This is a genomic window from Pseudomonas putida (assembly GCF_002906855.1).
GTDB classification, from domain to species: domain Bacteria; phylum Pseudomonadota; class Gammaproteobacteria; order Pseudomonadales; family Pseudomonadaceae; genus Aquipseudomonas; species Aquipseudomonas putida_N.
Map to the genome: position 1 here is coordinate 1,082,329 of NZ_MINI01000028.1, position 13,154 is coordinate 1,095,482.

The 13,154-nt window shown below is 60.0% G+C and carries 22 protein-coding genes, 1 tRNA gene and 1 pseudogene; 14 read left to right on the plus strand and 10 right to left on the minus strand.

The genetic code is table 11. The annotated features are described in order from the left end of the window. Window position 1 precedes the first annotated feature (1 nt). Window positions 2-562: a glycine cleavage system protein R gene (locus BGP85_RS05355; RefSeq protein ID WP_013973793.1), complete on the minus strand. Its 561-nt coding sequence runs from the start codon at window positions 560-562 to the stop codon at window positions 2-4. Window positions 563-822: 260 nt separating this feature from the next. On the opposite strand from BGP85_RS05355, the gene dapA reads away from it, so the two are divergent. From dapA to BGP85_RS05390, 7 genes are all read left to right on the plus strand, one after another. Beyond that, entirely contained in the window at window positions 823-1,710 is an 888-nt protein-coding gene (gene dapA, locus BGP85_RS05360) for a 4-hydroxy-tetrahydrodipicolinate synthase (protein ID WP_103446260.1), read from the plus strand. A gap of 15 nt (window positions 1,711-1,725) precedes the next feature. Continuing rightward, on the plus strand, window positions 1,726-2,844 hold the full coding sequence (gene bamC, locus BGP85_RS05365; RefSeq protein WP_103446261.1) for an outer membrane protein assembly factor BamC: 1,119 nt from the start codon (window positions 1,726-1,728) through the stop codon (window positions 2,842-2,844). Continuing rightward, window positions 2,845-3,603 carry an MBL fold metallo-hydrolase gene (locus tag BGP85_RS05370; RefSeq protein WP_103446262.1) on the plus strand — a complete coding sequence of 253 codons (759 nt, stop codon included), beginning with the start codon at window positions 2,845-2,847 and terminating at the stop codon, window positions 3,601-3,603. It begins immediately after the preceding gene. A gap of 29 nt (window positions 3,604-3,632) precedes the next feature. Beyond that, window positions 3,633-4,343 carry a phosphoribosylaminoimidazolesuccinocarboxamide synthase gene (purC, locus tag BGP85_RS05375; RefSeq protein ID WP_011535129.1) on the plus strand — a complete coding sequence of 237 codons (711 nt, stop codon included), beginning with the start codon at window positions 3,633-3,635 and terminating at the stop codon, window positions 4,341-4,343. Between the two features lie 91 nt (window positions 4,344-4,434). After that, window positions 4,435-4,524, plus strand: a tRNA-Ser gene (locus tag BGP85_RS05380). Between the two features lie 110 nt (window positions 4,525-4,634). Then, window positions 4,635-5,612 carry an integrase gene (locus BGP85_RS05385; protein ID WP_103446263.1) on the plus strand — a complete coding sequence of 326 codons (978 nt, stop codon included), beginning with the start codon at window positions 4,635-4,637 and terminating at the stop codon, window positions 5,610-5,612. An 86-nt stretch (window positions 5,613-5,698) separates the two neighbouring features. Beyond that, on the plus strand, window positions 5,699-6,259 hold the full coding sequence (locus BGP85_RS05390) for a HEPN domain-containing protein (protein WP_103446264.1): 561 nt from the start codon (window positions 5,699-5,701) through the stop codon (window positions 6,257-6,259). A 4-nt stretch (window positions 6,260-6,263) separates the two neighbouring features. On the opposite strand, the gene BGP85_RS05395 is transcribed toward BGP85_RS05390, so the two are convergent. The 9 genes and pseudogenes from BGP85_RS05395 to BGP85_RS05430 all read right to left on the minus strand — a co-directional run bounded on the left by BGP85_RS05395 (window position 6,264) and on the right by BGP85_RS05430 (window position 9,943). Next, the gene (locus BGP85_RS05395) at window positions 6,264-6,512 is read right to left on the minus strand and encodes a helix-turn-helix transcriptional regulator (protein WP_103446265.1); all 249 of its coding nucleotides are present in this window, start codon (window positions 6,510-6,512) and stop codon (window positions 6,264-6,266) included. After that, entirely contained in the window at window positions 6,509-6,883 is a 375-nt protein-coding gene (locus BGP85_RS05400) for a hypothetical protein (RefSeq protein WP_103446266.1), read from the minus strand. Before BGP85_RS05400 ends, BGP85_RS05395 begins: the two co-directional genes overlap by 4 nt. Next, window positions 6,880-7,023 carry a hypothetical protein gene (locus BGP85_RS28850; RefSeq protein ID WP_181004456.1) on the minus strand — a complete coding sequence of 48 codons (144 nt, stop codon included), beginning with the start codon at window positions 7,021-7,023 and terminating at the stop codon, window positions 6,880-6,882. Before BGP85_RS28850 ends, BGP85_RS05400 begins: the two co-directional genes overlap by 4 nt. Further along, complete coding sequence (locus BGP85_RS05405) at window positions 7,020-7,487, minus strand: hypothetical protein (protein ID WP_103446267.1); 468 nt, start codon at window positions 7,485-7,487, stop codon at window positions 7,020-7,022. Before BGP85_RS05405 ends, BGP85_RS28850 begins: the two co-directional genes overlap by 4 nt. Before the next feature lie 187 nt (window positions 7,488-7,674). Further along, a pseudogene (gene csrA, locus BGP85_RS29150) lies at window positions 7,675-7,836 on the minus strand (carbon storage regulator CsrA); the annotation flags it as partial. Between the two features lie 45 nt (window positions 7,837-7,881). Beyond that, a complete protein-coding gene (locus BGP85_RS05415) occupies window positions 7,882-8,085 on the minus strand; it encodes a hypothetical protein (protein ID WP_103446269.1) in 204 nt (67 codons plus the stop codon). Then, complete coding sequence (locus BGP85_RS05420) at window positions 8,082-8,519, minus strand: tellurite resistance TerB family protein (RefSeq protein ID WP_103446270.1); 438 nt, start codon at window positions 8,517-8,519, stop codon at window positions 8,082-8,084. Before BGP85_RS05420 ends, BGP85_RS05415 begins: the two co-directional genes overlap by 4 nt. A 102-nt stretch (window positions 8,520-8,621) precedes the next feature. After that, the gene (locus tag BGP85_RS05425; RefSeq protein WP_103446271.1) at window positions 8,622-9,011 is read right to left on the minus strand and encodes a LuxR C-terminal-related transcriptional regulator; all 390 of its coding nucleotides are present in this window, start codon (window positions 9,009-9,011) and stop codon (window positions 8,622-8,624) included. Window positions 9,012-9,166: 155 nt separating this feature from the next. Continuing rightward, window positions 9,167-9,943: an XRE family transcriptional regulator gene (locus tag BGP85_RS05430; protein WP_103446272.1), complete on the minus strand. Its 777-nt coding sequence runs from the start codon at window positions 9,941-9,943 to the stop codon at window positions 9,167-9,169. 86 nt (window positions 9,944-10,029) lie between these two features. Here BGP85_RS05430 and BGP85_RS05435 point away from each other — a divergent pair, with 86 nt between their 5' ends. The 7 genes from BGP85_RS05435 (at window position 10,030) to BGP85_RS29155 (ending at window position 13,154) form a co-directional block, all read left to right on the plus strand. Next, window positions 10,030-10,338, plus strand: coding sequence for a transcriptional regulator (locus BGP85_RS05435; RefSeq protein WP_103446273.1), 309 nt, complete (start codon window positions 10,030-10,032; stop codon window positions 10,336-10,338). Between the two features lie 391 nt (window positions 10,339-10,729). Then, window positions 10,730-11,062, plus strand: a complete 333-nt coding sequence (locus BGP85_RS05440; RefSeq protein WP_103448204.1) for a hypothetical protein — start codon at window positions 10,730-10,732, stop codon at window positions 11,060-11,062. After that, window positions 11,059-11,349 (plus strand): hypothetical protein, encoded by a 291-nt coding sequence (locus BGP85_RS05445; RefSeq protein ID WP_103446274.1) that lies wholly within the window; start codon window positions 11,059-11,061, stop codon window positions 11,347-11,349. The genes BGP85_RS05440 and BGP85_RS05445 overlap by 4 nt, the downstream gene beginning before the upstream one ends. After that, window positions 11,346-12,086, plus strand: coding sequence for a phage antirepressor (locus BGP85_RS05450; RefSeq protein WP_103446275.1), 741 nt, complete (start codon window positions 11,346-11,348; stop codon window positions 12,084-12,086). Before BGP85_RS05445 ends, BGP85_RS05450 begins: the two co-directional genes overlap by 4 nt. Further along, the gene (locus tag BGP85_RS05455) at window positions 12,086-12,691 is read left to right on the plus strand and encodes a hypothetical protein (RefSeq protein ID WP_060519589.1); all 606 of its coding nucleotides are present in this window, start codon (window positions 12,086-12,088) and stop codon (window positions 12,689-12,691) included. The genes BGP85_RS05450 and BGP85_RS05455 overlap by 1 nt, the downstream gene beginning before the upstream one ends. Beyond that, on the plus strand, window positions 12,688-12,918 hold the full coding sequence (locus BGP85_RS05460; protein WP_060519512.1) for a hypothetical protein: 231 nt from the start codon (window positions 12,688-12,690) through the stop codon (window positions 12,916-12,918). The genes BGP85_RS05455 and BGP85_RS05460 overlap by 4 nt, the downstream gene beginning before the upstream one ends. Beyond that, a complete protein-coding gene (locus BGP85_RS29155; protein WP_258036113.1) occupies window positions 12,915-13,154 on the plus strand; it encodes a helix-turn-helix domain-containing protein in 240 nt (79 codons plus the stop codon). Before BGP85_RS05460 ends, BGP85_RS29155 begins: the two co-directional genes overlap by 4 nt.

Genomic DNA, 13,154 nt, shown 5'->3' on the forward strand with positions numbered 1-13,154 from the left:
CTTACATGGGGTTCTGTGGACGCCACGGCTCGATCAGTGCATCGAGGTTCAGGGCATCGGCGAAGTCCAGGAACTGGTCGCGCAGCCAGCTGATCTGCGTGCCGGCCGGCAAAATCACGGTGAACTGGGCGTTGAGCATGCTGCTGCCGGTCTGCGGCGCCAGGTAGGTGTCGCAGGTCATGGCTTCGAGCTCGACGCGGTGGTCGAGGAAGAACTGGCACAGTTCGTTGATGATGTCCGGGCGATAGGCGGCGCTGACGTAGGCCACGTAGGGCAGGGCCTGCGGGCGCACTTCCTGGTCGGCGCTGCGCACCACATCGAGGGTCAGGCCGTGTTTCTTGCCCAGGCCCGGCAGCATGGCTTCGAGGCGCGCCAGGGCATCCCAGCTGCCGCCTACTTGCAGCACCAGGGCGCTGGTCTCGCCGTGGCGGCTCAGGCGCGAGGTGACCACCGCGCAGCGGTTTTCGAAGGCAGCGCGGCTGAGGACGTTGGCCAGCTCCATGGGGTTGGGGCCCAGGGCGCTGATGACAAGGAATTGTTCGCGGACGGTGGGGGTGGACATGCAGCATTCCTAAAGCGATGAGCGGTCGGTGCAGGACGGGCGAAAGCCTCCTGTCGGCAGGGCCCGGGGCTCGCATGCGAGGACGTGGACGCTGGCCGGGGAGCAAGGTCGACGGCCCGGCGGGCCGCGCTGCACCGATCAAAGGATCAAGGGTAGCGAAATAAGGCGCTGAGGGGAATGCTCCGCCCGCCTGCTTCGCTTGTGCAAGGCCGATGCCCCCAGTACCATTACCGCTCTCTTTTTCCGGCAGGAGCAGTTACATGATTGCGGGCAGTATGGTGGCGTTGGTCACACCCATGGATGCACAAGGGCGTCTGGACTGGGTAAGCCTCGACAAACTTGTAGACTTCCACCTGGAAAACGGCACCCACGCGATCGTCGCTGTCGGCACCACCGGTGAGTCGGCCACGCTGGATGTCGAAGAACACATCCTGGTCATCAAGCATGTGGTCGAGCGCGTCAAGCGCAGCAACAAACCGATCCCGGTCATCGCCGGCACCGGTGCGAACTCCACCGCCGAAGCCGTGCACCTGACCCAGAACGCCAAGAATGCTGGCGCCGACGCCTGCCTGCTGGTGGTGCCGTACTACAACAAGCCGACCCAGGAAGGCCTGTACCAGCACTTCAAGCACATCGCCGAAGCCGTCGACATCCCGCAGATCCTCTACAACGTGCCTGGCCGCACTGCCTGCGACATGCAGGCCGAGACCGTGATCCGCCTGTCGAAGGTCAAGAACATCATCGGCATCAAGGAAGCCACCGGCGACCTGGCCCGTGCCAAGGCCATCCTCGATGGCGTCGACAAGGACTTCATCGTCATGTCCGGCGATGACCCGACTGCTGTCGAGCTGATCCTGATGGGCGGCAAGGGCAACATCTCCGTCACCGCCAACGTCGCCCCGCGCGAAATGGCCGACCTGTGCGAGGCTGCCCTTGAGGGCAATGCCGAGAAGGCCCGCGCAATCAACGAAAAACTGATGCCGCTGCACAAAGACCTGTTCTGCGAAGCCAACCCGATCCCTGTGAAGTGGGCGCTGGTGGAAATGGGCCTGATGCACAAAGGCATTCGCCTGCCACTGACCTGGCTGAGCGAAGGTTGCCACGAAAAAGTCCGTACTGCCTTGCGCCAGTCCGGCGTACTGGTTTAAGAGGAAGTACACCGCATGAAGCGACTGGCTGGTCTTTCCGCGCTCGCCCTGATCATTTCCAGCACCAGTGGGTGTGGCTGGCTGTGGGGCGAGGATGGCTATTTCCGCGACCGCGGCAGCGATTACCTGCAGGCGCACCCGACTGCGCCGATGCAGTTGCCGCCGGACGCCGGCAACGTCAAGCGCCTTGACCCGTTGCTGCCGATCCCGCGTAACGTCGCCGACGATCGCGCCACTGGCGAGTTCGAAGTGCCGCGTCCGCAACCGCTGACCGCTGGCGCCGAAGCCAGCGACTACACCTTGCAGCGCAGCGGCAGCAGCCGCTGGGTCCTGGCCCAGCACTCGCCAGCCGAAGTGTGGCCGGTGGCGCACCAGTTCTTCGAGGACAATGGCTTCCGCATCGCTGAAGAACGCCCGCAGACTGGTGAATTCAGCACCACCTGGCAGCGCTTCGATGAACTTTCGGCAGCGCTCGGCCAGCGTCTGTCGAGCACGGCCAGCAGTGGCGACAGCGAAGTGCGCGTCCGTGTGCGCATCGAGCCTGGCGTGCAACGCAACACCTCCGAGGTGTACATCGTCAGCGTCGAGCGCCCGGCCGGCAGCACCGCCGATACTGCGTTCCCGTCCACTTCGGCCAACACTGGCGCCGACGCGCTGCTGGTCGACGAAATGCTGGCCAGCATGAGCCGCAGCGCCGAGAAGGGCGGTTCGGTATCGCTGTTGGCTGCCCGTGATTTCGACGCCCCTAGCCGTGTCAGCCTGAGCGAAGACGGCAGCGGCAACCCGGTGCTGTTCCTCGGCTCGGACCTGGACCGTGCCTGGTCCGGCGTGGGCCGTGCACTGGAGCAGAGCGGCCAGTGGCGTGTCGAGGACATCAACCGCAGCCTGGGCCTGTACTACATCAACCTGTCGGAAAAGCCTGAAGACAAGCACAACGAGCCTGGCTTCTTCAGCCGCATGTTCGGCAGCGCACCGACCAAGGAAGAGCGTGAAGCCCGTGCCGAGCGTTATCAGGTGCGCCTGAGCAAGGTCGGCGAGAGCGTGCAGGTTACCGTGGAGAAGAACATCAACACCGTGGCCCCGGCCGATGTCGCCCGCCGCGTGCTGAGCGCCATTCAGGACCACCTGGGCTAAGTGCGCTTCGCGGTACTCGGAAGCGGCAGCCAGGGAAATGGCACGCTGATCGCCAGTGGTGACACGTTCATCCTGGTCGATTGCGGCTTTTCCCTGCGTGAAACCGAGCGGCGCCTGGCGCTGCTCGGGGTGTCGGCGGCACAACTGAGCGCCGTGCTGGTCACCCACGAACATGCCGACCACGTGCATGGGGTGGGGTTGCTGTCGCGGCGCTACAATGTACCGGTCTACCTCAGCCAAGGCACATTGCGCGGCATGCGCAAGCCGGTGGAGGTGGCCGGTTTTCTCGCTTGTGGCGAGCGGCTGCAGATCGGTGGCCTGGAAGTGAGCGCGGCGCGGGTCGAGCACGATGCCTACGAGCCGCTGCAGTACGTGTTCAGCGACGGCAAGCGGCGGTTCGGCATGCTCACCGACCTGGGTTCGTACGATGCGCTGCTGCTCGAGCGCTACCAGGGTCTGGACGCACTGCTGATCGAAGCCAACCACTGCCGCGACTTGCTCGCACGCGGTCATTACCCGGCTTTCCTCAAGCAGCGGGTGGGTGGCATGCAAGGACATTTGAACAATCACCAGGCCGCGCGCCTGGTGCAAGAGTTGGGCTGGAACAACCTGCAGCACCTGGTGCTGGCCCACCTCAGCAGCAAGAACAACCTGCCACACTTGGCCCGCCAGTGCTTCGTCGACACCCTTGGGTGCGACCCGGACTGGCTCCAGGTGGCGAATCAAGAACACGGGCTCGACTGGCGCGAAATCGCCTAGCCCAACACCTCAGCAAGCGGAGCCCAATCATGGAAAAACGCGACGAACTCTACCGCGGCAAGGCCAAATCGGTTTACAAGACCGACGACGCCGACCGCTTGATCCTGCTGTTCCGTAACGACACTTCGGCGTTCGACGGCAAGCGCATCGAACAGCTCGACCGTAAAGGCATGGTGAACAACAAGTTCAACGCCTTCATCATGCAGAAGCTCGAAGAAGCCGGCGTGCCGACCCAGTTCGACAAGTTGCTGGGCGACAACGAGTGCCTGGTGAAGAAGCTGGACATGATCCCGGTCGAGTGCGTGGTGCGCAACTATGCCGCCGGCAGCCTGGTCAAGCGTCTGGGCGTGGAGGAGGGCATCAAGCTGGAGCCGTCCACCTTCGAGCTGTTCCTTAAGAACGACGAGAAGGGTGACCCGTTCATCAACGAATCCCACGTGGTCGCGTTCGGCTGGGGTACCGCCGAGCAACTGGTCGAGATGAAGAAGCTGTCGCTGAAGGTCAACGAAGTGCTGAGCAAGCTGTTCGATGACGCCGGCCTGCTGCTGGTCGACTTCAAGCTGGAATTCGGTGTGTTCCACGGCCAGATCGTCCTGGGTGATGAATTCAGCCCGGACGGCTGCCGCCTGTGGGACAAGGAAACCCGCAAGAAAATGGACAAGGACCGCTTCCGTCAGGGTCTGGGCGACGTGATCGAAGCCTACGAAGAAGTTGCCAAGCGCCTGGGCGTGCCGCTGTAAGGCGCGCGTTCACGCAAGCGTCTGATACCACGCGATTTTTTTTGAAAAAAGATTTGCGTTTCAATAAAACGCTGGTATGATGCGCGGCATTGGAGAGATGCCGGAGTGGTCGAACGGGACGGATTCGAAATCCGTTGTACTGGCAACAGTACCTAGGGTTCAAATCCCTATCTCTCCGCCATATTAAAGGCCCCGAGCGCTGTATAGCCCTCGGGGCCTTTTTCATTTGGGGGAATTTTGGGGGAATGGGGGAGCGTGTATTTCCCCCAAGCGTTCGCTATCATTTCCCCCATGGCCTACTACGAGAAGCGCGGGGACGCCTGGCGCGCCCAGATCCGCCGCAAAGGATATCCAACCCTTTCCGCCACCTTTGACACCAAGGCAGAAGCCCAGCGATGGGCCGCCGAGATCGAGGGTGACATGTCGCGTGCACGCTTTGTGGACATGCGCGAGGCCGAGAGCACCACACTGGCCGAGGCCCTGGACCGATACCTGTCCGAGGTGACTTCTACCAAGAAGGGCGCCAAGCAGGAGCAGGTCCGCATCAAGAAGTGGAAGGAGCACAAGCTGGCCGGCAAGGGCCTGGCGGCTATCCGCTCGAGCGACATGGCCGCCTACCGCGATGCCGAACTGAAGGAAGGGAAGTCGACGGCGACAGTGCGCCTCAACCTGGCGGTGATCAGCCATCTCTACACGGTGGCCACCAAGGAATGGGGTATCGAAGGACTGACCAACCCTTGCCGGGCGATCCGGATGCCAAAGGGCAGCAAAGAGAGGGATCGGCGCCCAACGCCGGCGGAGCTCACCGCGCTTTACAAGGCAGCTGGCCAGATGAATGCCCAACTTCCGGTGTTCATTGAGCTGGCCGTGGAGACGGCTATGCGCCGGTCTGAGCTGCTGATGCTGCGCCGCGACCAAGTGCGAGGCAAGGTTGCCTATCTGGAGGACACCAAGAATGGCGAGCGCCGCGCCGTGCCATTGTCCTCGCGGGCGATTGCCCTGTTGGAGGGGTTGCCCACGCCGATCGGTGGAGGCCGGTACTTCAACCTAGCGCTCAACACGATCAGCAACTACTTTCCCCGGGCCTGCGTCGCGGCCGGCATTGAAGGTCTGCGCCTTCACGACTTACGCCATGAGGCGACCAGTCGCTTCTTCGAACGCGGCTTCACGATGATGGAAGTCGCGAGTATCACGGGCCACAAAACCCTGGCGATGCTCAAGCGATACACGCACCTCAGCCCGCAGGACCTCGCCGAAAAACTCGGTTGAATTACTATTTCAGGGAAGACTTAATTTTGCCATTCAGACCAACAGATGTTTCCGAGTCCTGCTTTGCCCGCGCCAGGCTTTTGTTGATGGCTGTTATTGACGAGCCGGATATGGAGTTTGTCCACAATGACACCTGCAGGGCTGCATTAATCATAGCTGTTAGTGCATTGGATTCTTATATGCACTGGCTTATATATGACAAATTATCTGATATTAGGAAGGGTAAAGATATTCCAGGTTCGCTTCGTAAAGTGGCAGTTTCTTTTGTGGACATAGCTGAATTAGCCGATGCTGTCTTGGCCGATAGGGAAAAAATTCGCCCTTGGGTTAAAGTCAAAAATACTTTGCAGAAGAAACTGTTGACCGAGACGTTCCAGTCTTTTGAACAAGTGGGTACTGCTATGTCGATGGCAGGTATTACTGAAGGATGGAAGAAGGTTTCGGCTGAGATTGGCGAGACCAGCCCCGAGATCAAGAAGCGCCTTAACCATATTGTTCACAGAAGAAATCAGATCGTTCATGAGGGCGATGTCATGAGGAAGTCAAGACCTCGTAATGTTTTGCTGAACGATATCGGCATGGACCAGACAATTAAAGACATTAACTGGCTAAACGACCTTGTCAAAGCGATAGATCAAATTCGATAACTTGTTACACCATTTTTAGAGTTGGTGGCGCTCTCCGCTTGCGGCCAGCCGTTTGTTGTTTGTGGGCGCCATCCCTAAATTCACGCAGAAATCTGCGCACGTCCTCTTTCAGCCAGCAGTGCCGGTTACCCATCTTGAAGCTCTTGGGTAGCCACGGCACGCCGCGGCGAATCCCTTCCCTAATCGACGCCTCGGTGCGACCCAGCAGCTTGGCCAGGCCCTCAACCGTCAGCACCTCGGTTTCCTCGCTCATTCCTTCCTCCCGACCTGACTCGTCAGGTTCTCTTCTTCAGCCTGACCTGTCGCGTCAGCGTTTTTCAGTTCATCCACCACAGACTGGATGCCTGCCGCATAGCTACCAGGTCTGCCCTCAGTTGCTCCGGTGAGCCGCTCGACTACCAGCTCGACAGGCGCGGCCCGGAGAGAGGCGACCATGTCGATCGCCCACTCGCGCCCCTGAAGGAACATGTACCGGTTGATTGGTCCGGTGATGACCACATCCTTGGTCGCTGGCGCAATGGTGGTGGCCACAGCTGGAGTTGACTGGCTTCCCGCTGCTCGGGATTGAACAGAGTTCAACTGCCCACGCGCTCGCCGAAGCGCCATCGATGCGAGGATGTTCATGGGGCCACCCGAAAGTGGTCGGCCAGCACCCGGCGCCCATCCAGGCCACAAGCGGCAGACAGGTCGAGCACCTGCCCGAAGGTGGTGTCGCGCTGCTGCAGGGCGTCCCATAGCAGCAGGAGTAGGCCGGCCTGGCTCATGGCTGGCGCTCCAATGCGGCTCGCGCGCGCCATCCGATCCAGGCGCACTCCAGGTAGAAGCCGACGTACTGGCCAGCATCTTTTTGCTCGAAGTCCTCATTCGGGTTGATGAGCTGCATCGCTGCCTCGAAGCGTGCTCGCTCATCCTGCTCAGTTGGCACGCCGCCTGGTTCCGAGCTGCCGGAAAGGGCCGCAGCGATACGCTCAGAAATTCGGCGGGTCTTCCAGGGGTCTTGGGGAGGGTCAGTCATCAGCAGCGAGCCATGGCTTGCCTGAGCATCGCGCAAGAGCGTGTGCGCTTCTGCCAGCTTACCCTGCAGATCGCCTTCGCTGACGCTGACGATCCTCGCCAGGCCGCGCCCGGCTGATGCCAACTGACCAGGCTTGGCAAAGGGAAGGATGTTCGACAAGGGCGCAGCCTCGCAGGCGCGCAGCACCAGTGTGATGCGATCAGGCGCTTGCATGCTGGCCACCCTGCGCGGCGTTGAAGCCGGCGAGAAACACCTTGTAGTGGGCGCGGGTGCAGGCGTCCTCGAAGCTGGAGCCGCTTTTCACCAGGTGCTCCTCGGCTAGGCCGGAAGGGTTCAGTTTGATGAAAAGGTCAACCGGGTCGGTGATGACGCCTGGTGTGGTGACTGGCAGCTGACCACCTTCGGCCTGGATCTTGTCGAAGATTTCCTGGCGGTGAACAGAAACGCCGGAAGGTGCTTCGATGCCGATGCGCGCCTGCATGCCTTGCACGCCCAGCAGAGTTACGGTGATGTCCGCGTTGATGCGGAGGGTTTCGTTTACGCGACGGGACAGGATCAACATGGGCAAACTCCTTGTGGGGGAGGGCGGCGTTTGCCGCCCTTCCATTCACTGCGTGGTGCGCAGTTCGTTACGTGGCACCCAGCCGCCGGCGGTTTTCACCATGCAGCCGACGTAGGGGGCGAACTTGGTCAGCCGCTCGGTCTGATAGCCGTACCACTGGCACGACCCCCAGCTCACTGCGGCGGTGATAGCGAGCGCGGACAGGGAGAGCCCTGCAACCGCTCCCAGGCCTATGTGCTTCCGCTTCACACATCGATCCCAAAGTCTTTCGGGCGAAGGCCAAGCTGCACGCCTACGTCCGCTAGGACTTTCAGTTCTTCCGGGCTGATGTTCCCGTCACCCTCGGCGACGGTGATCATGTTCACGAACACCTCTTCAGCATCGAGAGGGTTGTTCTTGATGTCCGCGATCTCGCGCATGATGTTCATGCGGCCGAGGCGGAAGCCGGCTTGCAGTTGCTCTGTGAACAGATTCACGGTGGCGGTGATTTCCTGGCCGAAGTGCTCCAGGTTCTTGTTGGCGCGGATCTGGATGTCGATCTGAGCCGCCTCGTTCTTGCTGATCTCGCCGTCCGCCGCAGCGACGAGCAGGCAACCGCCGACGATGGCCTGCATGAGGTCGCGGTTTTCCAGTTTCTTGACAGCGCGCTTGGCGCCGAACAGTTTCTTTCCGATACCGAACATGGTGTTTCCTCTGGTTGTTGAGATTTCTCAGGGCGAGCAAAGGCCCGCCGCGTTTGTTGGCTTTCGCAAAAATCAGGGGTGGATCAGGTCAGGTGGCTGGCATCACGCCGCCGCAAGGGAGCACTCGGCGCGCCTGGTCGCCACTCGGACTTCAACTTTCCGCTCTCCGGTGTTTCCGCTGCGGCGAACACGCAGAAGGTGTTCTTCATCGATCGCTGCTTGGCCGACTAGCGCAACGCACATGAACATGGAAAGCTTGCGAGCTATGCCGCGATAGAACAGCTCGGTTGGTACAGCGGAGCGACTGCTGATGCCGAGCTTGTAGAAGACCCGTTCAATCGATTTTTTGATGGTTGCGGGCGAGCAGTCGAGCTCTCTGGCGATCTCTTTGTTGCCAAGGCCACAGCAGATGCCGAGTGCTGCTTTCAGTTCTTGAGCAGCAAGAATTCCGACACTTCCTTCCATGCCTCTGAAGCTGATTACGTTCTGCATTGGGCACCTCCGTGTGTAAGCTGATGAATCAAAATATAAGCAGATTGATATTCAAGCGCAAGCGTCTTGCTTATATTTTTTATCAAGACGTTTATTTTCTGATCGGCGGGCACAAAAAAGCCCGGGATCACCGGGCTCTTGAGTGAGGTATTCAGCTAGTAGAAGGAAGCGCCCCAGAAAACGCGCCCGATAATCTCGATGGATTTTTCGGCCATTTCCTCTGCGGTGTATGTCTCGTCAGGGTGCTCGCCTTGGTTGAAGCTTCGGAAGCGTACGCCGCCTCCTGGCACGCGATACAAAACCTTCACCCGCAGCTGGCCATCATGCTTGATGGCGTACATTTTCCCATCGACAATCTGGGTTTGGCCGATGTTCACACCAACCGTGCTCCCATCTGGAAGAACGGGCTCCATGGAGTTTCCCGACACCACCACGCATACGGCCTGGTCGAATTGGACGTTATGCGCGCGTAGCGATCGCTTCCCGAATCTGAGCTTTGCAGTGGAGCTTCTTTCAATCACTGTGCGACCGCTTCCTGCAGACAATTCGACTTCTCGAAGAAATGGGATCTCTACCTCGTCATCGTCGAGAGGAGTGTCATCATCCCACAAGCTAATCGGGTCCAGACCTGCGGCAACGCCCGCGGAATTCACCTCGTTGAATCCCTCCTCGTAGCCCTCTTTGAACTGACGCTCCAGATCGGCGTCGTGGGGCTGCGCATCAGAAATCAGCATCCCTCCCATGCCAGTCACCAGCCAGGTGGCCGACACGCCGCACGCTTCTGCGATTTGGAAGAGGTAGGTGGAGCGCTGGGTCTTACCGGATTCCAGCTGGCTGATCGCGGTCTGAGCTATCCCCACCTTCTCGGCGAGCTGGCTCTGGGTGAGGTTCGCGTGGCTTCTTGCAGCCTTGATTCGTAGTGAGAGATTCATCCGCTGATCCTATAAAGATACTTATCTGCTTGCAAAGAAGTGTGCTTCTGTGCAGCATATAAATTGACTTATCAGAGACCCCTTCGATGGCTCGTTCAATCAGCAAGCTGATAAACCATTTCGGCACCCAGGCGTTGACTGCGAAGGCGCTGGGCGTGTCCCAGGCCACCGTTTCGTATTGGCGGTCTGGGGCCGTGAAGATCAGCGCTGAAAAAGCATTTCTTGCCGAACTCGCCACCGGAGGCGCTGTGAGCGCCGCATCCCTGTGCCCTCTGATTGCTCAAGTCGAAGCTCGCCACAAGGTAGGTGAATCATCTACCAAAGCTGCCGCTGGCGCACCTGGGCCTGATGGCTCTGTATGTCCGTCCAGTGAGATTCAGGTGGCAAGCGCATGAAGAAAATTCTGCATGCGAAAACCTATTCCCGCGCATGCGCGGATCAGGAATGCATTCGATCGTATGGCATAGATGCCCAATCCAATGGCATATCAGCCATATCAAGTTTTTGTCAGATTTTCTGTCCCGAGAAGGGGCTGTCGCCGCCCACTTCTAAGGTGTGACTTGCAGTTTTTGGAGATGTGATATGTGCGCACGAACAACTATTCGCCAGCCCCGCCCAGGGTAGGCCCAGACCCTCTCAGATGAGGGGGTTGCAGATTTTGTGCTCTGTGGATGATGGGGCTTACCCAAATCCCGGGCACAAAAAACCCGGCTTCGCAGGCCGGGCTTCTTAACCAGCTCCTTGCAGGGAGCCTTTTGTGAATCTTCGTCTGTGGAGGACGATATCGTGCACCCAAAAAATACCACCGAGCCATCACCAGCGCAACAAATCCTCACTCGCAAGATCGGCTTGCTCAACACGCCAATCACGAACACCAGTGATCAACTGCTCAGTGTGGAGGCAGGCATGGGAGCAGAAGACGCGCTGCGCGCGGCCCGAACTCTGTCCTCCGGGTTGAGCCAGCTCTGTCAGCACATGCACGACAGCCTGAACATGGGGGAAATGGCTTACTGCGATGGCATGGCCGCCCTGTGCTTCCTCGGAGAGACCGTGAGCGCCTTGATTTTCTCCGTTGAGAAAAGCGTGGCTGCAGCTGCTGGAAACGGGGGTGATGTATGACGGCCGCCCCGACAGTTGCAGATGTGGCTGCAGAAGCTGAATTCCAGCTCATGGTTTGCAAGGAAAATCTCGAGTGGATGGCGGCTCTGGCAGGCGCCATCCACCTAAGCCATACGCAAGACGGGGGTCGTACCGCAGACGCGCTGGCCAACTTGGCCAAGTACCTTGAGGACACCAATTTCGGTGACGTCGAGCATCAGATCAAGCATTTCCGAAAGACTTACGAGGAGAACTCCGCGCCACAGAAAGCCACCACTCGAAATCGTGGCGCGGGAGGCGCGGCATGAGCCTGCCTTCTGCCGCCTTCACCACCATGGACACCCTTGAGCTGCTGGCGCTCGTCAACGAAGCCCGCGCTGCGTTCGGCGAAGGGGCGGTTCGTCATAACGATTTCGTTGCTCGCTGCAAGGATGAGCTCGACGGGGAGCACTACGAAACTTTCGTAGTGCAAAATTTGAACAATACCCAGTCCGAAGGGCTTCGCCTCACCGCCGATCAGTGCAAGCTGGTCGCCATGCGCGAGTCGAAGGGCGTTCGCCGCCGTGTGCTTGCCCGTCTGAACGAACTGGAGGGCCAGCAAGCCCGCCCCATGACCCAGGCCGAGATCACCGCCGCCAACGCCAATCACCTGGTGGCCGTCGAACGCCAGCAGCGCGAGCAGCAGATCGCCCTGGAGCGAATCGAGAGGCGAGTGGACGACCTCAGCCAGACCACGGTGTGGGATCACTGCCCGCAAAACTGCCAGTCGCTGACCCGCATCAAGGAAACCATGCTCAAGCGTCACGGCCTGTCGGGCGCCGTCGTGGACTATGTGCTGAAGGTCTGGCCCAACCAGCCAAACCCGGCCGGCATGGTCCGCAATGGCCACGAAGAAGCCCTCGGCTCGCAGTACCTGGTCTGGTCGAAAAGCCACGTCACCGCCGCCTTCCACCGCTTCGTGTCCGAATCCACGATGGTAACCGCCACCCAGGCGACCCACCCATATTTTGAGGGCCGGTTCCGCCTGGTCCAGAAGGCCCAATGATGAGCAACGTTCTGAATTTCCCTGCGCCTGCGGATGTTGAGGTGATCAGCGAAGAAGCCTTCCGGAAGTACACCGACGCGGCCCTGCTGCTGAAGTGCTTCGAGGTCATCAAGGACACGCTCGACGTGATCAACGAGCCCGAGTACTCAATCGAGAAGGAGGACGACACTCACATCGACCTAATCCGGGCCTTCTACGCGCTCAAGGTGCTGTTCGCGCGCAAGACAGGTCATGACGCAGCTGTCGTGGCTCAAGACCACTGGGAGGCCATGGGCCGGCACTTGCTGGAGGGCGCCCCTTACCCGGACCAGCTGATCCCGATCGCGGGCGCGTTCATCAGCCCAACCCCTCCAGATGGCTACTCCCACCTTGGCAACCTGGAGCTGGCCTGCGCCGCGTACAACGCCAGCGATAAGGTCAGGCTTGGCACCAACGCAACCCTGTCCGCTGACAACGCGCAAATCAAGGCGACCGTGGCCGTGGAGGCAATCAACGCCACCACCGCCCTTGGCATCCTGGTCCGCCGACTCTCCGGTGGCACGCTGACGGATATGGCGCAGGTGGTGAGCGGTATTACGGGTCTCTCATCGGAGACTCTCCAATGACCATTACCACGAACCCAGCCCAGGAGCTCCCGCAGCGCGCAGGAGCAAAGATCATCAATGGACCTTGGCCAACCTACACCCAGTTCAAGGGCTTGCCCGAGCGCGAGCGCTGGACTATCTACGAGCTGGCCAAGGCTGGTCGGCAGGCCATGGAAGACAAGGGCTTCGAGATGACCGAGAGCTACGACGCCTTTGTGCGCCGAGTTACGGAGGAGCTTGACCTGTGAGCACCATCCTAATGACCGCCTGCTGGCCGCTCGAAATGAGCGCCGCTCAAAAGTCGGTCCTGATCTCGCTTGCGGATAACGCCAATGACGATGGCGTCTGCTGGCCGTCCATTGCCAGGATCTGCGAGCGCACATGCCTGAAGGAGCGGGCTGTGCGCAACGCGATCCGGTGGCTGGAAAGTGTCGGCTTGCTGGTGGCAAAAGAGCGCGCAGGGCGGTCGACCTACGAACCGTAA